Raw genomic sequence first — 23537 nt, forward strand, 5'->3', positions numbered from 1 at the left:
TAATGTACCCGCAACAGCCCATTATGACAAGTGGATTACTGGCCAGAAATTACAGATAACGCTTATGCGTCAAATCGAATATCTTGACTCAGCGGCAACACGTCCGACTGCCAGCGCAGGGCGATGCGCAGGCCGGGCTCGGTCGCCAGCACGTGGCAATCGAAGCCGATGCCGGCCGCAAACACCATCTGCTTGCCGCTGCGCACCAGCGGCAGCCGCTCGCGCTCCCAAGGCGGCACGTCAAAGGCCTGGTAGTGGTATTTCACGCTTTTGGTGGGCCGGTTGAACGCCAGCTTGAGCTTTTCGCCGCCGCTGCGGAATTGTATCTGCAAAGCTTGCTGGCGCAGCCAGTCGGCGCCCACGCCCTGCTCCGCCGGCTCGAAATGCATGACGCCGCCGAATGCCGGAAAGGCGATTTCGGCTTCCCCATTCCAGCGAAAATCCTGCGGCTCGATTTCGGAACGGTCGACATCGTCGCGCGGCGTCAAGAACACGCGGTTGCGGTGACGCCGGATATGGCAATCCGGATGGGTCACGCACAGCTGGGCATCGGCTTTCGCTTCCAGCAGCTGCTGCCGCATTTCGCTCAGCCAGGCGCTGGAGGGCATGCGCAGATGGTGCAGGCCGAACCAGTAGCGCAGCAGGTTATCGATCCGTTCCGGATTGAGCAGGCGCAGCTGATCCATATTGAGGCAGGCGCCGTCGGCGCACAGCGCCATGTCTTGCGCCGCCAGCGCGACCAGCAGTTTTTGCGTGGTCTGCATATGGCCGGCGCTGCGCGAGAAGCGCTCCTGGAAGCCAGGAAAATACTGCGCCAGCACCGGCATCACCTGCTGGCGCAAGGCATTGCGGGCGTAGCGCGGATCGTGATTGGATTCGTCTTCGACATAGGTCAGCTGCTGGGCCGCGGCATACTGCTCCATTGCCGCACGCGATACTTTCAGCAGCGGGCGCACCATCAGCAAGCTGGCGTCGCCGAGCAGGCTGGGCGCTGTATTCCAGCTGTCCATGCCCGACAGGCCGGCCGCGCCGGAGCCGCGCAACAGTTGCAGCAGCACAGTCTCTGCCTGGTCGTCCAGATGATGCGCGGTCAGCAGCAGCGACGCCTGATGCAGGCGGCACAAGTCGCCCAGCGCCGCATAGCGGCTGTTGCGGGCGGCTTCTTCCACGCCGCTCTTTTCGGCGTCGCGCAGCTCGATGCGCCGGGCATGGAATTCAACGCCCAGCTGCGCGCAGGTCTCGGCGCAATGGATTTGCCACCGGTCTGCGTTCGGGCTGATGCCGTGATGGATATGAAACGCCAGCAGCTTGGCGCCATGGCTGGCGGCATAGCGCGCCGCCGCATGCAGCAAGACTGTGGAATCGAGACCGCCGCTATAAGCGATCGCCAGCCGGACCGGCGCCGGCGAAACAGCGGCGCCGGCCAGCGCCGCCAGTGTATTTTCTAAGTACGCATCGATACTTGGTGAGTGAGGATTTGACACGCCTATTCTGTAGCCAGTACTTCCTTGAATTTACCGTAGCTCATCAGTTTTTCATGGCGCGCATTCAGCAAATCCTTGGTCTTGACGCCCTGGAACTGGCGCAAAGTGTCGGCCAGCGCGCGCTTCAGCAGCGAAGCCATCTGCTTCGGATCGCGATGGGCGCCGCCTAGCGGTTCGCTGACGATCTTGTCGATCAGGCCGACCGCTTTCAGGCGGTGCGCCGTCAGGCCCAGCGCGTCGGCGGCATCGGCTGCGCGCTCGGCGGTCTTCCACAGGATGGAGGCGCAGCCTTCCGGCGAAATCACCGAATAAGTCGCGTACTGCAGCATCAACACCGCATCGCCGACGGCAATCGCCAATGCGCCGCCGGAACCGCCTTCGCCGATGATGGTGGCGATCAGCGGCACTTTCAGTTCCGCCATGGCGTACAGGTTATGGCCGATCGCTTCCGACTGGCCGCGCTCTTCAGCATCGATGCCGGGGAAAGCGCCGGGAGTATCGACAAAAGTAAAGATCGGCAAACCGAATTTTTCCGCGACCTTCATCAGGCGCAGGGCTTTGCGATAGCCTTCCGGTTTCGGCATGCCGAAGTTGCGCAAGGCGCGCTCCTTGGTGTCTCGTCCCTTCTGATGGCCGATCACCATGCAAGACTGGCCGTTGAAGCGGGCCAGGCCGCCGACGATGGACTGGTCATCGGCATAAGTGCGGTCGCCGTGCAGCTCATGGAAATCCGTGAAAATTTCATTCACGTAATCCATGGTGTAGGGACGTTGCGGGTGGCGCGAAATCTGCGATACCTGCCATGGCGTCAGCTTGGCGTAGATATCCTTGGTCAGCTGCTGGCTTTTCTTGGACAAGCGGTCGATTTCTTCCGAAATATCCACGGCCGAATCGTCCTGGACGAAACGCAGCTCTTCGATCTTGGCGTCCAGCTCGGCGATCGGTTGCTCGAAACCTAGAAATGTTGTTTTGCTCATATTGTTCCCTTTATTAATTCGTCATTGCCGATTTGCTGCCGGCCAAATCAGAATCAGAATAAGTTATAGCCCGGCCACGACCTGGTCCGATTAGTTGCCTATTTACTCAGTAGCGACTTGATATTCTGTTGATACCGGATCCAGACTACGCCACAAATACCATGTTGCCACAGTACGCCAGGGCTCCCAATTTGCCGACACTTCGCGCGCATCGCTGCGCGAAACCGGCTCGCCTGAAAAATAATTGACACTGATGCCTTTGAGCAAGCCCGGATCATCCAGGGGCAAAATATTGGGCCGGAGCAAATTAAATATCAAAAACATCTCCGCTGTCCAGCGTCCGATGCCGCGGATTTGCGTCAGATCCGCAATCACGGCCTCGTCTTCCATCTCTTGCCATTGCTCGGCATCGACCCGCTTTGCCTTGAAATGCTCGGCCAGGTCAAGAATATAGTCTGCTTTACGTTTCGATAATCCGCAAGCTGCTAATTGTTCGGGGCCTGCTTTCAAAACCTGGGCCGGGGTAGTCTTGGGACAGACCTGCAGAAATTTTTGCCATACCTGCTCCGCTGCCTTGACCGTGATCTGCTGACCGACTACCGAACGCGCCAGCGTGGTAAACGCTTCGCCGCGGCCGACCAGGTGCAGATCGCCAAACTGAGGAATCAGCTTACGCATGATACGGTCACGCTTCATCAACTCGTTTTTCGCATCTTCCCAATACGCAGGCACAAAAAAAGAGGAGTCGACAGCTATCGTTTTTTGCATACGTTTACGCCCTTCGCCATTCGGTGAGACCGCCGGGCTTATCTTCCAGCAAAATGCCTTCGGCCAGCAAATCCTTGCGGATCTGGTCTGCCGCAGAAAAATCCCTGGCTATTTTTGCTGCTTGACGAGCTTGAATTTTGAGTAGGATATCTTGCTCCGACAACGCCGCTTGCGCAATGCCATTTCCGTCAATTTCGCTGCCCGCCAGGGCGCGGCCCTTCAAAAAATCTTCCGGCGCGCGCTGCAGCAGGCCAAGTGCGCCGGCCAGCTTTTTCAGCTGACGGGCGGCGGCGGCGGACTTGCTTTTGTTGACTTCATTGGCCAGGTCGAACAAGCCGGAAATCGCCATCGGCGTGTTGAAATCGTCATTCATGGCGGCAGCCAGGCGCTGCGCATGCGCCTCGCTCCAGTCCAGCGGCAAGTCGTCCGCCGCCACTTCCTTCAAGGCGGTATAGAGACGGGTCAGGCTTTGCTTGGCGTCGTCCAGGTTGGTATCGGCATAATTCAGCGGGCTGCGGTAATGTGCGCGCAGGATGAAAAAGCGCACCACTTCGGCGTCGTATTTTTTTAAGACGTCGCGGATCGTGAAAAAATTTCCCAGCGACTTGGACATCTTTTCATTGTCGATGCGGACAAAGCCATTGTGCATCCAGTAATTGACGAACTGGTGGCCATGCGCACCTTCCGATTGCGCGATTTCATTTTCATGATGCGGGAACTGCAGGTCTTGGCCGCCGCCGTGGATGTCGAACTGCTCGCCCAGCAATTGCTCGGCCATCGCAGAGCATTCTATGTGCCACCCCGGCCGCCCTTGGCCCCAGCGCGAGGTCCATTTGACTTCTTCAGGCTCGCTGGCCTTGGCGGCCTTCCACAGCACGAAATCGAGCGGATCGCGTTTGCCGACGTTGACGTCGACCCGCTCGCCGGCACGCAAGTCATCCAGCGACTTGCCCGACAGCTTGCCGTAGCCGCTGAAGTCGCGCACCGAATAATTGACGTCGCCGTCGCTGCCCTGATAGGCCAGGCCTTTGTGTTCCAGTCTTTCGATCAAAGCCAGCATCTGCGGCACGAATGCTGTGGCGCGCGGCTCGTGATCCGGCTTTTGCACGCCCAGCGCCGCCGCGTCTTCATCCATGGCCTGGATGAAACGGCCGGTCAGCTGCGAGATGGTTTCGCCGTTTTCCACGGCGCGCTTGATGATCTTGTCGTCGATATCGGTGATATTGCGCACATAAGTGACCTCAAAGCCCGACTGCCGCAACCAGCGCTGCACCATGTCGAACACCACCATCACGCGGCCGTGGCCAAGATGGCAATAGTCGTAAACCGTCATGCCGCATACATACATGCGGACTTTGCCCGCTTCGATCGGAGAAAACGGCTGCTTCTCACGCGCCAGCGTGTTATATATTTTCAGGTCGCTCATGGGAAGTTACGGCTCAGGTACAGAAATAAGGCAAGGAAATAAGCACAGAAATATTGCACGCCGTTCCACGCATCCACGCACTTTCCGTGCGCGACGCCAATACAACAAGGCCGTCAAAACTCTTTTGCAGTGTTTAGTTTGATAAAATGTTGCTTTTCGCCGCAGTATATCATTACTGAAAAGCGAAAATGCAGCACATGGATTACGAACACGGCACCCCTTACATGAAGGATTTTTATGACCGCACCTCTTGGTTTGTCCCGTCGCAAGTTCACTTTGGCATTGGCATCGGCGTTAACTGCCGTCACTTTTGCAGCTAGCCCATCGCTTGCCAGCGCTGCCGACAAGCCGCATGTTCTGTTGAAAACCAACATGGGCGACATCGTCATCGAACTGAATCCGGAAAAAGCGCCGAAGACAGTCAAGAACTTTCTGGGCTACGTCAACAGCGGGCATTATAACGGCACGATTTTCCACCGCGTGATCGACAGTTTCATGATCCAGGGCGGCGGCATGAGCAAGGACATGGTCGAGAAACCGGCTCCCAACAAGGTCGAGAACGAAGCCAAGAACGGCCTCAAGAACGTTCCTTACAGCGTCGCCATGGCGCGCACCGCTGACCCGCAGTCGGCCGGCGCGCAGTTCTTCATCAATGTGAACAACAATGAATTCCTCAACTATCCTGGCCGCGACGGCTGGGGCTATGCGGTATTCGGCCAGGTCATCAAGGGCATGAACGTGGTCGACAAGATCAAGAAAGTGAAGACCGCCTACCAGGACGTGCCGACCACGCCGGTGATCATCGAATCGGCCACCGTCACCAAATAATATTTATTCTCTATCAATCCACACACCAACCACTAATAGGAAATACCATGGCTGTCATCCTCACCACCAACCACGGCAAGATCAAGATCGAACTGGATGCTGAAAAAGCGCCGAAGAGCGTCGAAAACTTCCTGGCCTATGTCAACGCCGGCCATTACAACGGCACGATTTTCCACCGCGTGATTCCCGGTTTCATGGTGCAAGGCGGCGGCTTCGAGCCAGGCATGAAGCAAAAGCCGACTAACGACCCTGTCGAAAACGAAGCCAAGAACGGTCTCAAGAACGAGCCTTACACCCTGGCCATGGCACGTACTTCGGCGCCGCATTCCGCTTCGGCGCAGTTCTTCATCAACGTCAAGAACAACAGCTTCCTCGACTATCCAGGCCAGGACGGCTGGGGCTATTGTGTTTTCGGCAAAGTAGTCGAAGGCACCGATGTCGTTGATGCCATCGAAAAAGTCAAGACCACGCGCAGCGGCATGTTTGCCGACGTCCCGGAAACCGATGTCATCATCGAAAAAGCTGAAGTAGTCGCTTAATAGCACCATTCCAAGCCTCAAGCCCTTTCATGACAGCTACAGACTCGAACCAGCCGGCAGCTACCGTCGCGCTGTTTATCTCCGACCTGCATTTGCAGGCGGCGCACCCGCGCACCACGCAAGCCTTCTTCGATTTCTTGCAAGCCAGGGCGATGCAAGTGCAGCAACTGTATCTGCTGGGCGACCTGTTCGAGTACTGGGCTGGCGACGACGACCTGGAAACGCCCTACAACAGCGACATCGCCGCCGCGATCCGGCAAGTCAGCGCCGGCGGCGTCAAGGTTTTCTGGATCGCAGGCAACCGCGATTTCCTGGTCGGCGAAGGCTTCGCGCGGGCTGCCGGCTTGATCATGCTGCCGGATCCCTCAGTAATTGAGGTCGCGGGTCGACGCCTGGCGATTGCCCACGGCGACGCCCAATGCACCGATGACCTCGCCTATATGGCGTTCCGGGCGCAGGTGCGGCAACCGCAATGGCAAACGCAATTCCTGGTCTTGCCGCTGGCGCAACGCAAGGCGATCATCGCCGGCGTACGCAAGGAAAGCCAGGAAGAGCAGCGCCATAAAACAATGGAAATCATGGACGTCAACGCCGAGGCAGTGAGTGCCTTGTTTGACGCCACTGCCACCAGCACGCTGATTCACGGCCATACGCATCGGCCGGCATGCCATCAGATGCCGCACAATCACGGCATCCGCACACGCTATGTATTGCCGGACTGGGAATATGACGTCAAGACGCAGCGCGGCGGCTGGATTGCCATTGATGCCGCAGGCGTGATCCGGCGCTTTGGGCACGACGGCCAGGAAATTCCAGACGATCCGGCGTAGTCGGCGCGTCAATCAATCGAATTGCCGCTTGAACTCCGCAAACTGCGCGCTCAGATCATCCATTTGCCGCCGCAAGCCTGACACCTCTTCCTCAAGCTGGGCGATCCTGTCCTGGCTGCTGCCCATGACCACGGAAGCGCTGCCCGACATCGCATCCGCAATGGCCTGCTGCTCAAGCGCTTCCTCGCCGGCCAGCAGGTGCGCATAACGCGGCTCCTTGGTGCCCGGCGCTTTCGCCAGACGCGCCACCAGCGGCGGATATTTATCGACCAGGAACTGCAAGGCGGTTTCCACCTCGCCCACGCTGGCGAACTCATGCAACCGGCCGCTGCGGCTGCGCAACTCGCCGGCAGTCTGGATGCCGCGCAGCATCAGGGTCGTCAAGACCGCCAGCTTGTCCTGCTCCAGCACCCATTTGATGCGCATCCGGTGCTCGTACTTGGAAACCCTGGCGCCGGCCTGCCTGACCTCGACCACCAGCTTGCGCTGCATCAGCCGCTGCAGGATATCCAGCACGCTGGACTCGCTGATCGACATGACCGGATCACGGCTGGACAGCTGGTTGCAGCCGTTGGTCAGCGTGTTCAGCGACAAGGGATAATTATCCGGCGTCAGCGCTTCTTTCTCGGCCAGCACCGCGAGTACGCGGATTTCAAAGGGATCGAGAAAATCGTCTGTGCGGACAGCATCCGCTTGCGGCTGCTCGCCGCCGGCAATTTCGTTGTCGTCTTGATTCATTGACAGTTCTCCTGGTGCGCGGACCTACTCAACCAGCTTGTTGAGCTGGTCCGGATCAAATTTTTCCAGCTCGGGCAAGCTCTCGCAAGCGATGCCCGATTTCTTCAGCAGCGCAATGATGCGGTCGATCTGGTGCTCCTGCGCAGCGGCGTTGTCGATCAGGCCATGCAGCGCCTTCGACAAGGGATCGTCGCCGTTCGGCGTAACGCCGTAGGCCGCGAACATGCGCGCTGCTGCTTCGTCCTTGCTGCTGCCGCTTTCCTTCTGCACGATGCGGGCCGGGTTGCCGACCGCCGTTGCGCCCGGCGGCACCTCCTTGACCACCACGGCATTGGAGCCGACCTTGGCGCCCTCGCCGACGGTGAAGCCGCCCAGCACCTTGGCGCCGGCGCCGATGATGGCGCCGCGCGCCAGGGTTGGATGGCGCTTGGCGCCCTTGTTGAGCGAAGTGCCGCCCAGGGTGACGCCCTGGTAGATGGTGCAGTCGTCGCCGACTTCGGCGGTTTCGCCGATCACCACGCCGAAGCCATGGTCGATGAAGACCCGGCGGCCGATAGTGGCGCCGGGATGGATTTCAATCCCGGTGAAAATGCGCGCGATGTGCGAAATGAAGCGCCCCGGCCATTTGAAGCCGTTGTGCCAGCAATGGTGCGCCCAGCGGTGCAGGATGATGGCATGCAGCCCCGGGTAGCAGGTCAGCACTTCCCACTGGGTACGGGCGGCGGGATCGCGTGCCATGATGTTGGCAATGTCTTCACGAATGTTGCTGAACATAGGGATATCGAATGAATGCGGAGGCGTAATGTTATTCCAAATTACGCCGGCCGTCTTTTATCGCAGGACTTCAGGAACCGCCGCGAAAGCAGCGACTGGGCGGCGGCCGGAAAGGTGTCTGGAGCTGGTCCGCCGGCAGGTGGCGGATCGGGCTCAGCACAGGTAGTGCGGAAGTGGAATCAACAACCCTTGACCATGCGCTGGCGGCGCGCTTCGTACAGGCAGACGCCGGAGGCGACCGAGACGTTCAGGCTTTCGACCGAACCGAACATCGGCACATTGACCAGCACATCGCAGGTCTCACGCGTCAGGCGGCGCATGCCCTCGCCTTCGGAGCCCATCACAATCGCGGCCGGGGTCGAGAAATCGGCTTCATACAAGCCCTTTTCGCCATCCTCATCGGTGCCGATCAGCCAGATTTCACGCTCTTTCAGCTCACGCAAAGTGCGCGCCAGGTTGGTGACGGTAATATAAGGAACTGTTTCCGCAGCGCCGCTGGCGACCTTGGCGGCCGTGGCATTGAGGCCTACTGCACGGTCTTTCGGTGCAATCACGGCGTGGGCGCCGGCGCCGTCGGCAACCCGCAGGCAGGCGCCGAGATTGTGCGGATCGGTGATGCCGTCGAGGATCAGCAGCAGCGGCGGACCGACGATCGCGTCCAGCAATTCATCCAGGTTACGCGCCAGCGACAGTTCGCCGGCCTTGGCCACCACGCCCTGGTGGCGGCGGGTGCCGACAATATTCGACAAGCGCTGGTCATCCACCGGGATGACGCGCACGCCCACGGCTTTCGCTGCCTGCAGCAAATCCTGCATGCGGCGGTCGACGCGGCTGGCATCCACGTAAATCTCTTCCACCGACGACGCTTCATGACGCAAACGCGCGGTGACGGCGTGAAAGCCGAAAATCATTTTACTTTTCATATTCTATCTATCTGAATCTGTCTAAATCTATCTGAATCTATCTGGTTCAATCTGACTGCCAACTGCCGACAGCAATCTAGCGCTTGCGCTTGCTGGATTTCGTGAAGCCCTTCGGCGCCCGCGCCTTCTCTGCAGAACCGCTGGCCTTCTTGGCTTTGCCCGCCTTGCCGGCCGGCGTAGTCTTGGCGGCCGTCGTTACCCTCGCGGTTTTCTGCGGCGCAGCCTTGCCGCCAGCCTTGGGCTTGGCGCCGCGGCCTTGTTCATTGTCGGCGCGCCGCGCTTCGTTCTTGAGCACTGTCTTGATGCCCGGCTCGTTGACCAGGCGCAGGTCGATCTTGCGGGCATCCAGGTCGACCCGGCTGACTTGTACCGTGACGCGATCGGTCAGCTGGTAGCGGATGCCGGTGCGTTCGCCGCGCAATTCGTGACGCGCTTCGTCGTACTGGAAATAATCGGCGCCGAGCTCGGTCACGTGCACCAGGCCTTCGATATACAAGGCGTCAAGCTGGACAAAGATGCCGAAGGTGGCGACGCCGGAAATCACGCCGGTGAATTCTTCGCCAAGCTTGTCGCGGATGAAATAGCACTTGAGCCAGGCTTCGACATCGCGCGAAGCCTCGTCGGCGCGCCGCTCATTGGCCGAACAGTGCACGCCGAGGGCTTCCCAGATCGCCAGGCTGCCTTCGCTTTTCTTCTTGCCTGCCGCCTTGTCTTCCGCCTGCTTCTTGCGGCCGGCCGGCGACAGCATGGTGTTCAGCGCGCTGGTGTCGAGCCCTTTCGGATCGTAGCGCTTGCCTTGCAGGATGGCCTTGATGGTACGGTGCGTGAGCAGATCGGGATAGCGCCGGATCGGGCTGGTGAAATGCGCATACGATTCATACGACAAGCCAAAGTGGCCGATATTTTCCGGATTATAGACCGCTTGCTGCATGGAACGCAGCATCATGGTCTGCAGCAGGATCGCATCGGGCCGCGCCTTGATCTTCGGCATCAGCTCGGCGTAATCCGACGCCGAAGGCGTATCGCCGCCGGCCAGGTTCAAACCCACCTGCTTGAGGAAAGTACGCAGGATCGTCAGCTTTTCCTTGGTCGGATGGGCATGGATGCGGAACAGGCCCGGATGCTTGTGACGCTCCATCAGGTCGGCGGCGCACACGTTCGCCGCCAGCATGCATTCTTCGATCACCTTGTGCGCATCGTTGCGGGTGCGCGGCAGGATTTTCTCGATCTTGCCGGCGGCATTGCAGACGATGTAGGTTTCGGTGGTCTCGAAATCGATGGCGCCGCGCGCCTGCCGTGCCTGCAGCAGCGCATGGAACACTTCGTACAGATGCAGCAGGTGCGGCACCAGGCCGGGACGCTTGGCCGCTTCAGGACCTTTGGTGTTGCCCAGGATCGCCGCCACTTCGGTATAGGTCAGGCGGGCGGCGGAATGGATCACCGCCGGATAAAACTGGTAAGCCTTGATCTCGCCCTTGGCGCTGATCACCGCATCGCACACCAGGGTCAGGCGGTCGACATCGGGATTGAGCGAGCACAGGCCGTTGGACAACTTCTCGGGCAGCATCGGAATCACGCGGCGCGGGAAATACACCGAGGTGCTGCGCTCCAGCGCGTCCACATCCAGCGCATCGTTCGGCTTGACGTAATGGCTGACGTCGGCAATCGCCACGATCAGGCGATAACCGTTGGCGCGGCCGATCTTGACCGGCTCGCAATAGACGGCATCGTCGAAGTCGCGCGCATCTTCGCCATCGATGGTGACCAGCGGCACGTCGCGCAGATCGACGCGGTCGGCCAGGTCGGCGGCACGCACTTCGCCCGGTAGCTTGGCGGCCAGTTTTTTTGCGGCTTCGGAAAATTCGTGCGGCACGCCGTACTTGCGCACCGCGATTTCGATTTCCATGCCCGGATCGTCGATATCGCCGAGGATTTCGACAATCTTGCCGACCGGCTGGGTAAACCGCGAAGGCTGTTCGGTCAGTTGCACGCTCACCACCTGCCCGGCCTTGGCCTTGCCCGGCGAGCCTGCCAGGATGATGTCCTGGCCGATGCGCTTGTCTTCGGGCGCAATCACCCACACCCCGTTTTCATTGAGCAGACGGCCGATGACGTGGGTATTGGCGCGCTCCACCACTTCGACAATTGTTCCTTCAGGACGGCCGCGGCGGTCGGTGCCGACAATGCGCGCCTGGACGCGGTCGCCGTGCAGCACTTTCTGCATTTCCTTTTCAGGCAGGAAAACGTCGTCGCCGCCCTCGTCGGGGATAAGGAAACCGAAACCGTCGCGATGACTGCTGACGCGGCCTTCGATAAAACCGGGGGAATTGGTCAGTTTGTAGATGCCGCTGCGGTCAGGCTTGATCTGTCCGTCACGTTCCATGGCATTCAGGCGGCGCGTCAAACCTTCCATTTCATCGGGCTTGACACTTAGTGCGGCAGCCAGGGCGGCGGCGTTTTGCGGTTCGGAGGAGGTCCGCAGAAGGCCGAGAATTTCCTCCCGGCTGGGAATTGTGTAGGAATATTGGCTCAAAAGGCTCTTCAACTGGTTGTTATTCATCAACGCTTAGTGTAACGGAGGATTGTGACATTCTCCTAACCAAGCAGCTTATATCTTCCGCTTTTGCTGCCCTGCTCTATCTTCTTTCAAATGGTAGTTGACATATTCTCGCATTAGCTTATAATCTCGCTCTCTCAAGCCCACGTGGCGGAATTGGTAGACGCGCATGGTTCAGGTCCATGTGCCGCAAGGTGTGGGGGTTCGAGTCCCTCCGTGGGCACCATATACCATAGACCAGACCCTTTTCGGGGTCTGGCTCTCCGCAAGATTCCATGCCTCCCGGCATAGCAATACGATACGTCCGGGAGTGCCTGGCAAATTCCAGCAACAGCACTTTTCCCTGCAGTACGCGCATTACGACGATCCCGCGAGGACGCCGACACGCTGCATATTACCAGCTTCAATAACTCCAGACGCAACAAAACCCAGCCTGTGGCAACGGCCGGGTCGCTACGCCTGTCGAATAGGCTTTTTGCCGGGCGGGATATCAGTCCCGCCCCGGATCATTTCACTTGAAGGGATTGATCATCACTTTCTGCGGATTCACCGTCGCTCCCGCTTGGATCTGGGCATCGATGACCTGGTAGAAGGCATTGCCGGTATCGGCGATACTCCAGGTGCTCAGGATCACGTGATAGCCGCTGCGGTTGGCTGGAATGGTGCAACGATGCGTGGCATGGCTGTTGCTGGGTGGCGCGAAACCGCCCTTGACGACGCAGAACGGCTGCAAGTCAAATGCGTCCCGGCTCAGCTTCTGGCTCGGATCCCAGCCCTGCTTGGTAATGTAGTAGCGCCAGTCCTGCGTCATGTGGCCGGCGGTGAAGTACCAGCTGAAATCGTTGACCCCGGTCTTCAACGCCACTTTCTTCCAGCGCGTCGGCGTTTGCACATTCAGTTCGGAAAACTGCGCCAGGCCGCCAGCCGCGATCGTACCGTCGGCCGGACCGGCTGCGGGAAAGCCCTTCGGACCTTCTACGCTTTGCGGTTCATACTGAATCGCGCCGCAAGCCGAATTCTCTTGCGTCTTGCACATGAAAGCGCGCGATTTGGGGGCATCGATGTAGCCGTGCGCCAGGGCCGCCAGCGGCGCCGCCAGCACCAGCATTAAAGTCAGACGGGACGATATGCGTTTCATTATTTCTCCTAACGGGCATGCAGTGAACAAATGCGCCGCCGGCATCGCTGCGGCGGGCAGGTCGATTCTGCTGCCAACGACAGGGCTGCGTAACTGGCAACGTTTACAGTTGCCTGCCCGTTGATCCGAGCGCTCCGGGATGCTCACTGCCAGTCTGATAATTGTCAGACTTATCCTATAATGTGCAGCACCTCAAGCGCCGCCTGGCAAGCGCGCAGAGGAACGAAGCCGCAAACCGACAAGGATATCTACAGTGAAACTGACCAACCAATCTGTCATCGCCCTGCTATGGGGCTTGCTGTATCTGGTCATGGGCTACACCTCGCATCAGCTCAACGGGCCGATCGCCGCTACCGGCTATATCTGGCTGCCGGCCGGCGTGACGGTGGCCGCGTTCATGCTGACCAGGATGGCGCGCTGGCTGCCGGTGATCATCGGCTTCGCGCTGGCGCAACTGCTGCTGGGCTGGATTGAAAATCGCGACCTGCTGCGCGTAACGCTGTTCGCCCTCGATGAGATCGGCGTCGCCGCGATTGCCGTGGCGCTGGTGCGGATGACGCAATTGCCGATGGAAGGCCTGTATTTCGTGCGCGGCCTGCTGATTGCCGGCGTCGCCTGCAGCACCGTCAGCGCAGCGATCGGCGCGGCCTGGTTCCTGATCGTGAAGGACGTGCCTTTCTGGCCGACCGCGCGCATCTGGGCGGCATCCGACCTGGTCGGGATCCTGATCGTCACGCCGGTGCTGGCAGGCTGGTCGCGTTTCCACGCCATGCGTTCGGGCGGCATGGACCGCAGCGATTTCCTGCTGGGGCTGGCGGCTTTCATTGCGCTCGGCGTCACCGCCTACCTGATTTTCGATGGCCACACCCTGAGCAATTTTTCAGCCGGCGTCAATTTTGCGCTGACCTACGTACCGCTGTTTTTCGCCGCGGTGGTAACCCTGCTGTGGGGCGGCCGCGGCGGCTCGCTGGCAGTCGCCATGCTGGCCTTCTTTGCGCTCTTGAACACGGTGCAGGGCGAGGGGCCGTTTGCTGCCTTCGCCGACACCTATTCCAAGCATTCGCTGCTGGAAGCCCAGCTCTACCTGGCCGTGGCCGCCCTGCTCTGCCTGCTGATCAGTGCCCTCAAGACCACCCGCGAGCAATTGCACGAAGACGCCGCGCAATGGAAAAGCGATGTCGAACTGGCGCTGACCGTCAGCCGCCAGCTGGTCTACAGCATGGATCCACATAGCAGGAAGCTGTGCTGGAACGGCGACCTGCAAGGATTGCTGGGCCTGCCGGCCAATGCCTTCAGCGAACTCGACCAGGTGCTGGCGCATGTCCACCCCGACGACCGCGAGCAATTGCGCAGCCGCTGGCTGGACGACATGGACGACGATGTCCGGCCCGATCTGCGTTTTCGCCTGCTGCTGCCGGTCGGACACACCACCGAGATGACCGACATGAGCGCAGTGCTGCTCGATGCCGACGAATCGGTCGCCATGGTGGCCGGTGCCTGGCGCCTGCATATCCGCGAAGACGAACGGCAACCGCGCCAGGGGTCTGCCGCTTTATGAGCGTTCGTACCGGCGCCCTGCTGATTCACGGCCTGGGCGGCACCCAATTCGATCTGGGCTCCATGCACAAGGTGTTGCAGCGCGCGGGAGTGGAAACCCACGCCGTCACCTTGCCCGGCCATGGCGGCCAGCCGGAGGACCTGGTGGACGTGCGCATGGAAGACTGGCTCGACACGGTCACCGCCGCGTATCGGGAACTGGCGCCGCAGTACGACACTTTCCATGTGCTCGGCATGTGCCTGGGTTCGCTGCTGGCGCTGGCTTTGTGCGAGCGCGTGCAGCATGCCAAAGGCAAGCTGGTGACGCTGGCGCCGCCGGTCTTCATCGACGGCTGGTCGACCCCATGGTATCGCCAGCTGCGGCACGTGGTGTACTGCATCCCCGGCATGTCCGACAAGATGAAAGTGGAAGAAGACGAGCCCTTCGGCATCAAGAACGCCACGGTGCGGGCGATCGTCAAGGCCAAGTTCGCGCGCGGCGACAATTTCCATTACCGCTGGGTGCCGCTGGCCTGCATCCGCCAGGTCGACCGCCTGCGCCGCCTGGTGCTGGCCGGCGCCCGCGATATCTCCTGCCCGACGCTGGTGGTGCATGCGCGCGAAGATGAACTGACCAGCCTGAAATCGGCCGAATTCCTGCAGGCGGCGTTGCCGGATGTGCGGGTGGTGGTGCTGGAGAACAGCTACCACATGATTTGCGTCGACAACGACCGCGACCTGGTCACCAACAGCGTGCTGGAATTCTTCGGCTATCCGCCGGCGCCGGCGCGGCGGATGCGCGGCGCCGGCAAGCTTGACGCCTAGCGCGCCATATCCCTAGAAAACCCGTCCCAGCTGCAAATACAGGTTCCAGACGCCGCGCGGAGCAATCGCCGCGCCAAAATACAGAGGTCCGAGGAAGCTGTTGCCGCCTAAGAACATGCTGGCGCTCTTCTTGAACGGCCCTGTCGCAAAAGCATCCCTGCTCTGCCAGACATCGCCCACCTCCAGGCTGGTGCCCAGCACCGTACTGCGCAAGCCAGGCAAATCCAGCCCCGGCATGTCGCGCAGATAGGTCATGCGCCCATATAACAGGTAGTTGCCGGAAAACTGATCGGGGGCGTAGGCAGACAAATGCTGGAATCCGCCCAGCGTGAATCCCAGTCCGCCATTGGCGCCGGCGCCGTTCTGCTCGTTGCCGTAAGTACCGGCCGCTTCCAGCGCCAGGTTGAGCGTGTTGCCGCCGCGGCTGACCGCCCACAGCGCCTTGCCCTGGGCATCGCTGTAACTGTTGGCGGCGCCGCCGAAAGCCACATTGCTAACCGCGGAAAGATAGTAGCCCTTGCGCGGGAACAGCGGGTCGTCGAGCTGGTCGACGGTAAGCTGCGTGCGCACCACCGGCTGCTTTACGCGAAAGCTGTCGAATATCAGCTCCGGCGCGATATCGATGAATTCCATTGGCAAATTGTAGGTTGGCCTCGCCTCCAGCCACTGATAATAGACACCCGTGCGCAACTCCCCCAAACGGCCGATCGGCATGCCAAGATCGACCCCGACTTTGGTGGTGTCTATCCGGTAGGCTGTCACCGGTACGGTGCTGGAAGTGACCGTGCCCTCGTCCGAATACAGGTCGATGTGCCGGCGCGCATACTCCGCATAGGGCGCCACATACAGTCCGACCGTGTTCCAGATCGGCTGCCGCAATTCAGTATGCAGGCTGGCTTGCTTGCTGCCCAGCACAAGGTCGTTGCGCCACTCCAGGCCGCTGTCGGTCATCCATGGCAGGCGGTGACCCACCTGCAGATTGAAGTCGCCGCGGCCATTGAAACTGTTGGAAACGCCCAGGCCGAACAACAGGAAATGCGGCCCCCATGATTTATCGTCGGCGTCGACCTTCAGCACATTGCGGCCATTTTCAGTCACAAGTTCCTGCGTGACGCTTTTGAAATCGCCGTTGGTCGACAAGCTCGCCATCTCCTTGTTGAGCGCGATCGGGTTGTAGAAATCGCCTTCCTTCACATTCAGCGAGCGCCGCACCACCGCTGCCGGCACCCGCCCCTTGCTGTTGATCTCTATGGCGTCGATGCGCGTGTTCTGAGCCAGCACCGGCCCGCCGTTGCGAGCGGCCAGATAGGCCTTCCATTGCTGCGGCGGCAAGGCCAGCGGCGCCAGCTTGGCGCGCTGCCTTTCGGCAGCGTCGTAGCCGGCCTTGACGCCATCGTTGCCGCGCGAAAAATCGGCAAAGCCCAGGTCGCCCATGTCCGGCTCAATCAATATGTCGTCCTTATTGAGCGAATCGACCTGCCGCTTGACGTTCTGGCGGATCAGGATGGTCACCATCTGCTGCGCCACCGCGGTGGGCGATTCGAGCGTGGTCGGATCTTGCAGATCAGCGGCGATATTGACCGCAATGATGATGTCGGCCCCCATTGCGCGCGCCTGGTCGACCGGCAGGTTGCGCACCAGGCCGCCGTCCACCAGCGTCCGGCCGTCCAGCTTGAGCGGCGCGAACAAGCCCGGCACCGCCATGCTGGCGCGGATTGCGCGCGGCAAGGAGCCTTGGCTGAGGATCACTTCCTCGCCGCTGCCGAGATCGGTCGCCACCGCGCGGAATGGCGTCGGCAGCTTGTCAAAGGAAATATTGGCTGGCAGCTGCGGCATCCAGTTCTGCAACAGCGCCAGCAGATTGTTCCCCTGCACCAGGCCCGCCGGCAGCTTCAGCTTGCCGTCGCCGTAGCCGGCGGAAAGGCCGATCGGATATTGATAATCATCTTCGCGCTGCGACTGCGGCAGGTCGGCCCGCTCATTGCGGTCAAACGCAATATCGCTCAGATTGGTGCCGGTCAAGATATGGTTCAGCTCGTCAACCGACAGGCCGCTCGCATACAGCCCGCCGACCACCGCGCCCATGCTGGTGGCCGCGACATAATCGATCGGGATATGCATTTTCTCCAGCGCCTGCAACACGCCCAGATGGGCATAGCCGCGGGCGCCGCCGCCGGACAGCACCAGGCCGATGCGCGGCCTGGCGTGAGGATCGTCGCTTGCTTTTTTAACAGCATCCATTCCCAGCTCGGGCGCCGCGGTTGCAGCGCCGGCATGGGCAAGGCCCAGCAGCAGGCAGCCGAAATAGACGCAGATGCTGCGTAGCAGACGGAAATTCACAATATTTCGCTTCAAAAGGGACATGAGTCGCAGGAAAACACCTGATATCGGTATTATTAAACAATGACCCGCACGATTATATTTGAATAAGCACTTGGGACAGCCGCTACATCCGAGGTTTTATCCAGGCTGCGCGCTCTTGAAGCCCGGGCGTGCGCCCTGATATGGGTAAGAAGCGCGGCGCTCGCTTTGCCGCCCATCACATTCCGCCTTTCTTTTCACGGGTTTCCACATGCCATCCCGCTCCGCTATCTTGACCGTCCTGTTTTTGCTGGGCGCCTTGCACGCCCTGATCGGCTGGCTGCTGATGCCCTCGCTGGCCGCAATGCCCCTGCTGCAAACCCTGCTCGGCCTGTGGCTGCTGTTGTCGTTCCTGCTGATTCCGGCCGGCATGCTGGGCCGCGTCATCAAGCGCCAGCCCTTGTCAGACCGGCTGGCATGGGCCGGCATGCTGGCCATGGGCGTTTTTTCATCGCTGCTGGTCATTACCTTATTGCGTGAGCTGTGCTTGCTGGTGTTGCCTTGGCTTGGCGTGCACGATGTGCGCCTGCCGGCCTGGAGTGCGCTGGCGGTACTGCTGCTGGCCGCGGTTTCCAGCCTGGTCGGCTATTTCAATGCGCGCCGGCTGGCCGCCGTGGTGGACATCGATATCCCCATTAGCGGCCTGCCTGCCGCCTTGCAAGGATTCACCATCGCGCAGATCAGCGATATCCATGTCGGCCCGACCATCAAACGCGGCTACCTGGATGCCATCGTCAACAAGGTCAACACCCTGAAAGCGGACCTGATCGCCATTACCGGCGACCTGGTGGATGGCAGCGTGCAGGAACTGGCGCCGCACACAGCGCCGCTGGCCAACTTGCAATCGCGCCACGGGGCTTACTTTGTCACGGGCAATCATGAGTATTACTCGAACGCGCCGGAATGGGTGGCCGAGGTGCGCCGCCTGGGATTGACGGTCTTGATGAACGAGCATGTGGTCCTCAAGCATCAGGGGGCCTCGCTGCTGGTGGCCGGGGTTACCGACTATAGCGCCCACCATTTCGATGAGGCCGGGCGCAGCGATCCGCGCGCAGCGCTAGCAGGAAGTCCGCAGCATGTCGCCGTCAAGCTGCTGCTGGCGCACCAGCCGCGCTCCGCCACGGCGGCGGCCGATGCCGGCTTCGATCTGCAGCTGTCCGGCCATACCCACGGCGGCCAGTTCTTTCCCTGGAACCTGTTCGTGCCTTTGCAGCAACCGTACACAGCAGGCTTGAACCGCTTGCGCAATCTGTGGGTGTACACCAGCCGCGGCACCGGTTACTGGGGGCCGCCCAAGCGTCTTTTCGCACCTTCTGAAATTACCCGCCTGCGGCTGGTCCCCGCATAAATAGCGCTAGAGCAGGACCTTGCCGCGCATGGCCTTGTCCTTGCCGCGCCGGGTCTTGCTGTCGACGCGCTTTAGCTGAGAACTGCGGCTGGGCGCGGTGGGCCGCCTTTTTTTCTGGACCACAGTCACGCTCAGCAGCAGTTCCTGCAGCCTCAGCATGGCCTCGCTCTTATTTTTTTCCTGGCTGCGCGACTGCTGCGCCTTGAGGATCAGTACGCCGTCCTTGGTGATGCGCTGGTCGTTCAGAGCCAGCAGCTTTTCCTTGTAGAACTCAGAGAGCGACGATGCCGGAATATCGAAACGCAGGTGGATGGCAGAGGACACCTTGTTGACATTCTGACCGCCCGGCCCTTGGGCGCGCACGGCGCTGATCTCGATCTCGCTCAGCGGAATGGCGAGCGAGTCGGTAATGCGCAGCAGCTTGTCGTCGTTAGGAGGAAACATGCGCATTATTATAGGGGCAATGTCACCCCTGGCTGCGCAGATCCTCCAGCACGCTGCCGGCCGCGGCGGCTTCCGCTTCATGGCCCGGCTCGCGCCAGGTTTCCGCCAGCGCATCCGCCTGCCATTGCTGCATCGCCGGCAGGTTCAGCAGCAGCGCGGCGTAGGCCTGCGCCGCCGGACTCAGTTGCAAGCCGTAAGTCTGCACCCGGAAGGCGACCGGCGCAAAGAATGCATCGACGGCGCTGAAACCGGCGCCGCCCAGGAAGGGACCGCCGAAGCGCTGCAGACCCTCGTTCCACAATTCATCCAGCCGCGCAATATCGCGCGCCAATGCCGCTGGCACCTGCGCCAGCCTGACCCGGATGCCGCAGTTCATGGTGCAGTATTCGCGCAAGGCGCCAAAGCCGGAATGCATCTCGGCGGCGGCGCAACGGGCCCAGGTCCTGGCTTGCGTATCGGCTGGCCAGACGCCTGCATGGCGCTCGGCCAGGTATTCGACTATGGCCAGCGAATCCCAGACCGCGGTTGCGCCGTCTTTCAGGGCCGGCACTTTGCCGGTCGGCGAAAAACTGCGGAAGGCGTCCCAGTTGGCGCCAATGCCATCGTCGGAAAACGGCACCAGGTGTTCCTTGAATCCCAGCCCCAGAGCACGCATCAGCACCCATGGGCGCAGCGACCACGACGAATAATTTTTATTGGCGATATACAGCTCATACATGATGGCAAACACTCCGTTTTGAATTGTTATGGTTAAACGCAAATAGGTGCACGGGATCCGACTGGCGCAGACATGCTTGCATTACACAGTGCGGAATGGGATTCTATATGTTTCCGGGAAAGAATACCCGTACAGCTATGGCATAACCATGCCGGCTAAGGCATGATGACTATTGCAGCCGCCAATTTATCCAAGACGATGAAACCATACCGCACCAGCCCCCGCACAGCGACCAGGACAGCCAGCTTGCTGCTGCGCGCTTCGCTGTTGCTGCTGGCGCTGGGCGGCAACGCCAGCAGCGCCGCCGATCGCTATCAGATCGATAGCGAGCACACCTATACCTACTTCGAATACAGCCACTGGGGCTTGTCGATGCAGCGCAGCCGCTTCGACATCACTACCGGCACGATCGAGCTTGACCGCGACAGCCAGAGCGGCAGCATCGAGATCGACATCGACGCTGCATCGATCAGCACCGGCAGCGACAGCTTCAACCAGATCATGCGTTCCGGCGATTTCTTCGACAGCGCCAACTATCCGAAGATCAGCTTCAAATCTTCCGCCCTGCACTTTGAAGGACCGCTGCTGACACAGGTAGACGGCGACCTGACCATCAAGGGCATCAGCCATCCTGTCACGCTGCAGATCAGCAATTTCAGCTGCCGCTTCATGCTTATCTACGGCAAGCAAGCCTGCGGCGCCAACGGCTCCGCCAATATCCTGCGCAGCGATTACAAACTGGGGCGCTATGCCCCCTTTGTCAGCGATGCCGTCACACTGCACATCAGCGTAGAAGCGATCAAGGAATATTGAAACGCCCCCTGGCCGACTCGGTCGGCATCTGCTTGACGCATGCGCAAGCGCGTCCCGCTCAAAAAAATTAATCAACACGCAAGTTTTTTATATTGCATTAATTTTTTTATAAATTCAATAAACGGATTTTTTAAAAATCCCCCTTATTCCAACCACCTGCCCTTGTCACTTGCCGAGAGGTTTACTCATATGATATTAATCAATTAACATTGATTAGAATGTATTTTTATCAACTACTCTGCGGCGAGAGAATGAGCAAACCCACATACCCCAGCCGCCCCAGCCCATTGCAACTCGATCTGGCCAATCGCTTGATCCAGCAAATCACTACCGGTGAACTCCCGGCCGGGACCCACCTGACCGAAGAAAGCCTGGCCAGCCGTTTCGATGTCTCCCGCACGCCGGTCAAAGCAGCACTGCGTCTGGTGGCGCAGCAGGGATTGCTTGATTACCACGTCAACAGCGGCTATTTCGTCAGCGCCAGCATCAGTCCGAAACCGGTTCCGGACAGGCTTGTCGCCGGCGTCAGCGGCGACGCCCTGTACCAACAGATGATCCGCGACCGCAAGCACAATCTGCTGCCCGACACCATGACGGAAACCGACTTCCTGGAGCAATACGCAGTATCGCGCAGCCTGCTCAGAGGAACGCTGGTGCGCATGGCGGCGGACGGCCTGATCGAGAAAAGGCGCGGCCAGGGCTGGAACTTCCCGCCCATCGTCAGCACGCAGGAACTGATGAACGAGAGCTATCAGTTCCGTATCGCCGTGGAATGCGCCGGCCTGCTGGAAAACAGTTTCAAGGCCGACGCCGAGCAATTGCGGAACAGCCGCCTGGCGCATGAGAAGCTGCTGCATCAGGCGGAAGACGAATATTCCGCCGCTGCCTTTTTTGCCGTCAATGCAGCATTTCACGAAATGCTGGCCCGCTTCTCCAACAATCGTTTCCTGCTGCAGGCGATACAGCAGCAAAACCAGCTAAGGCGGCTCGATGACCGTATCGCGCATTCCCGGGAGCCGCGCCAGATCGATTCCTGCAAAGAGCATTTGCAAATCATCGAAGCGCTGGAAAATGACAACAGGGAATGGGCATCCGCCTTGATGCGGCGTCATTTAACCGTCGCTCGGGACATGAGATAGCGGTGCATTTATGGACGCAAAAGAACCGGTGACGGTTATTGCTTCGCATCTCGCTGGATGTGTTTGCCTTGCGGACCGGATCGGCTGCCTGAAGGGCATTGCCCTGCAACCCAGCCTGCGGCCGACTTGCCATTGCCGGACCGGCCCGCAAAGATTCTGCTACGCCTGAAGGCAGGCATGGAATAATGCGCAGGAATGCATTTCCTGATCCAACATTTTTACCGGCTCGTCCATGTCCCCTACCCCCAACCACGATGCGCTGCGCACGCCAACCATCACCGATGTTGCACGCGAAGCCAAAGTAGGCAAAACCAGCGTTTCGCGCTACCTCAACGGCGAATTCGACAGCCTTTCCGACGCATTGCGGCTGCGCATCCAGCAGGCCATCAGCACGCTCGGCTTCCGCCCCAACCAGATGGCGCGCGGACTCAAGCGCGGCCGCACGCGCATGGTCGGCATGGTGGTCGCCGACATCAGCAATCCTTACTCGGTCGAGGTCATGCGCGGCGTCGAAGCGGCCTGCCAGAAACAGGGATTCATGCTGATGGTGTGCAATTCGGACAACCAGCTGGAGCTGGAAAAGCGCTACCTGGATTTGCTGACCAACTACCGGGTCGAAGGCCTGGTGATCAATCCGATCGGCTTGCCTGAAGAAGACCTGGCATCCATCAGCAACACCGGCCTGCCGCTGGTCATCATTGACCGCCGTGCCGTCCGCCTGCAGTGCGACATGGTCGGCCTGGACAACCGGCAAGCCGCTACCCTGGCGGCACAGCACTTGCTGCAGCAGGGATTTCAATCGATTCATTTTTTTACCGAACCGATCGGCCAGGTCAGCAGCCGCAGCGAGCGCGAGCAGGCGCTGCGCCAGGTGGTGGCGGCAGCCGGCAAGGGGTATTCGGCAACCACCTCGGAACTCGACATGGCGGACACAGCAGGCCTCGCCCTCGCCCTGCAGAAAGCCTTGAAAAGCAAGAAGCGCACCGCGATTTTTGCCGGCAACGGCCGCATGCTGCTGAACGTGGCGCTCGGCCTTCAGCAACTGGGCGCGCGCTGGCCTGAGGATATTGGCTTGCTGGGTTTTGACGATCCAAGCTGGGCGGCGCTGGCCGGCAGCGGCATCACCGGCATTCGGCAGCCGACGTTCGACATCGGCCATGCCGCGCTGGACTTTCTGGTGCAGCGCATCGACGGCATCGCCAGCCCGGCGCGCATGCAAGCCTTCCCGGGCGAATTGATGATACGCGGCTCCACCCAGTCGCTGAAAAGTGTAACGGAGGCTTGACGGCTGATTTTTTATGGATTACTTTGGAACCGGTTCCAAATGTATTCCCGCATTGCCTGATATTGCGTATCAGGCAATTTTTTAAC

At 60.1% G+C, this 23537-nt stretch carries 21 protein-coding genes and 1 tRNA gene; 10 read left to right on the plus strand and 12 right to left on the minus strand.

The genetic code is table 11. The features are described 5' to 3' along the window. Positions 1-62 precede the first annotated feature (62 nt). The 4 genes from tilS to cysS all read right to left on the minus strand — a co-directional run bounded on the left by tilS (position 63) and on the right by cysS (position 4655). A complete protein-coding gene (gene tilS / locus KHU30_RS04870; protein WP_211441477.1) occupies positions 63-1484 on the minus strand; it encodes a tRNA lysidine(34) synthetase TilS in 1422 nt (473 codons plus the stop codon). A gap of 2 nt (positions 1485-1486) precedes the next feature. After that, complete coding sequence (locus KHU30_RS04875; protein ID WP_211441478.1) at positions 1487-2461, minus strand: acetyl-CoA carboxylase carboxyltransferase subunit alpha; 975 nt, start codon at positions 2459-2461, stop codon at positions 1487-1489. Positions 2462-2563: 102 nt separating this feature from the next. Next, entirely contained in the window at positions 2564-3229 is a 666-nt protein-coding gene (locus KHU30_RS04880; RefSeq protein ID WP_211441479.1) for a DNA-3-methyladenine glycosylase family protein, read from the minus strand. 4 nt (positions 3230-3233) lie between these two features. Beyond that, on the minus strand, positions 3234-4655 hold the full coding sequence (gene cysS / locus KHU30_RS04885; protein WP_211441480.1) for a cysteine--tRNA ligase: 1422 nt from the start codon (positions 4653-4655) through the stop codon (positions 3234-3236). 237 nt (positions 4656-4892) lie between these two features. Here cysS and KHU30_RS04890 point away from each other — a divergent pair, with 237 nt between their 5' ends. Genes KHU30_RS04890 through KHU30_RS04900 form a run of 3 tightly spaced genes read left to right on the plus strand, consistent with a single transcriptional unit; the run spans position 4893 to position 6852 of the window. Beyond that, positions 4893-5483 carry a peptidylprolyl isomerase gene (locus KHU30_RS04890; RefSeq protein ID WP_098496822.1) on the plus strand — a complete coding sequence of 197 codons (591 nt, stop codon included), beginning with the start codon at positions 4893-4895 and terminating at the stop codon, positions 5481-5483. A 47-nt stretch (positions 5484-5530) separates the two neighbouring features. Then, positions 5531-6022 carry a peptidylprolyl isomerase gene (locus KHU30_RS04895; RefSeq protein ID WP_211441481.1) on the plus strand — a complete coding sequence of 164 codons (492 nt, stop codon included), beginning with the start codon at positions 5531-5533 and terminating at the stop codon, positions 6020-6022. A gap of 29 nt (positions 6023-6051) precedes the next feature. After that, the gene (locus tag KHU30_RS04900; protein ID WP_211441482.1) at positions 6052-6852 is read left to right on the plus strand and encodes a UDP-2,3-diacylglucosamine diphosphatase; all 801 of its coding nucleotides are present in this window, start codon (positions 6052-6054) and stop codon (positions 6850-6852) included. A gap of 12 nt (positions 6853-6864) precedes the next feature. On the opposite strand, the gene KHU30_RS04905 is transcribed toward KHU30_RS04900, so the two are convergent. The 4 genes from KHU30_RS04905 to rnr all read right to left on the minus strand — a co-directional run bounded on the left by KHU30_RS04905 (position 6865) and on the right by rnr (position 11820). Then, positions 6865-7590 (minus strand): YceH family protein, encoded by a 726-nt coding sequence (locus tag KHU30_RS04905; protein WP_211441483.1) that lies wholly within the window; start codon positions 7588-7590, stop codon positions 6865-6867. 24 nt (positions 7591-7614) lie between these two features. Further along, a complete protein-coding gene (gene cysE, locus KHU30_RS04910; RefSeq protein ID WP_211441484.1) occupies positions 7615-8364 on the minus strand; it encodes a serine O-acetyltransferase in 750 nt (249 codons plus the stop codon). Positions 8365-8543: 179 nt separating this feature from the next. Next, entirely contained in the window at positions 8544-9287 is a 744-nt protein-coding gene (gene rlmB / locus KHU30_RS04915; RefSeq protein WP_038488753.1) for a 23S rRNA (guanosine(2251)-2'-O)-methyltransferase RlmB, read from the minus strand. A gap of 76 nt (positions 9288-9363) precedes the next feature. Beyond that, entirely contained in the window at positions 9364-11820 is a 2457-nt protein-coding gene (gene rnr / locus KHU30_RS04920) for a ribonuclease R (protein ID WP_211441485.1), read from the minus strand. Between the two features lie 165 nt (positions 11821-11985). Here rnr and KHU30_RS04925 point away from each other — a divergent pair. Beyond that, positions 11986-12070: transfer RNA gene (locus tag KHU30_RS04925), tRNA-Leu, on the plus strand. 285 nt (positions 12071-12355) lie between these two features. Here KHU30_RS04925 and KHU30_RS04930 read toward each other — a convergent pair. Beyond that, positions 12356-12982 carry a lytic polysaccharide monooxygenase gene (locus tag KHU30_RS04930; RefSeq protein ID WP_211441486.1) on the minus strand — a complete coding sequence of 209 codons (627 nt, stop codon included), beginning with the start codon at positions 12980-12982 and terminating at the stop codon, positions 12356-12358. Between the two features lie 253 nt (positions 12983-13235). Between KHU30_RS04930 and KHU30_RS04935 the strand changes: the two genes are divergently transcribed. Together KHU30_RS04935 and KHU30_RS04940 are read left to right on the plus strand one after the other, a co-directional pair. Further along, a complete protein-coding gene (locus KHU30_RS04935; protein WP_211441487.1) occupies positions 13236-14540 on the plus strand; it encodes an MASE1 domain-containing protein in 1305 nt (434 codons plus the stop codon). Further along, positions 14537-15343, plus strand: a complete 807-nt coding sequence (locus KHU30_RS04940; RefSeq protein ID WP_211441488.1) for an alpha/beta hydrolase — start codon at positions 14537-14539, stop codon at positions 15341-15343. Before KHU30_RS04935 ends, KHU30_RS04940 begins: the two co-directional genes overlap by 4 nt. Positions 15344-15355: 12 nt before the next feature. On the opposite strand, the gene KHU30_RS04945 is transcribed toward KHU30_RS04940, so the two are convergent. After that, the gene (locus KHU30_RS04945; protein WP_230411471.1) at positions 15356-17584 is read right to left on the minus strand and encodes a patatin-like phospholipase family protein; all 2229 of its coding nucleotides are present in this window, start codon (positions 17582-17584) and stop codon (positions 15356-15358) included. 331 nt (positions 17585-17915) lie between these two features. Between KHU30_RS04945 and KHU30_RS04950 the strand changes: the two genes are divergently transcribed. After that, entirely contained in the window at positions 17916-19052 is a 1137-nt protein-coding gene (locus KHU30_RS04950) for a metallophosphoesterase (RefSeq protein WP_211441490.1), read from the plus strand. Positions 19053-19058: 6 nt separating this feature from the next. Here the strand turns inward: KHU30_RS04950 and arfB are convergent, their stop codons facing one another. Together arfB and KHU30_RS04960 are read right to left on the minus strand one after the other, a co-directional pair. Beyond that, the gene (gene arfB / locus KHU30_RS04955; RefSeq protein ID WP_211441491.1) at positions 19059-19496 is read right to left on the minus strand and encodes an alternative ribosome rescue aminoacyl-tRNA hydrolase ArfB; all 438 of its coding nucleotides are present in this window, start codon (positions 19494-19496) and stop codon (positions 19059-19061) included. Between the two features lie 22 nt (positions 19497-19518). Next, positions 19519-20214, minus strand: a complete 696-nt coding sequence (locus KHU30_RS04960) for a glutathione S-transferase family protein (RefSeq protein ID WP_211441492.1) — start codon at positions 20212-20214, stop codon at positions 19519-19521. A 162-nt stretch (positions 20215-20376) separates the two neighbouring features. Between KHU30_RS04960 and KHU30_RS04965 the strand changes: the two genes are divergently transcribed. From KHU30_RS04965 to KHU30_RS04975, 3 genes are all read left to right on the plus strand, one after another. Continuing rightward, positions 20377-21027, plus strand: coding sequence for a YceI family protein (locus tag KHU30_RS04965; RefSeq protein WP_230427184.1), 651 nt, complete (start codon positions 20377-20379; stop codon positions 21025-21027). A 251-nt stretch (positions 21028-21278) separates the two neighbouring features. Beyond that, positions 21279-22166 carry a GntR family transcriptional regulator gene (locus KHU30_RS04970; RefSeq protein WP_211441493.1) on the plus strand — a complete coding sequence of 296 codons (888 nt, stop codon included), beginning with the start codon at positions 21279-21281 and terminating at the stop codon, positions 22164-22166. Positions 22167-22398: 232 nt separating this feature from the next. Next, on the plus strand, positions 22399-23451 hold the full coding sequence (locus tag KHU30_RS04975) for a LacI family DNA-binding transcriptional regulator (protein ID WP_211441494.1): 1053 nt from the start codon (positions 22399-22401) through the stop codon (positions 23449-23451). Positions 23452-23537 lie beyond the last annotated feature (86 nt).

This window comes from Collimonas humicola, from assembly GCF_018304945.1.
Lineage (GTDB): Bacteria > Pseudomonadota > Gammaproteobacteria > Burkholderiales > Burkholderiaceae_D > Collimonas > Collimonas humicola.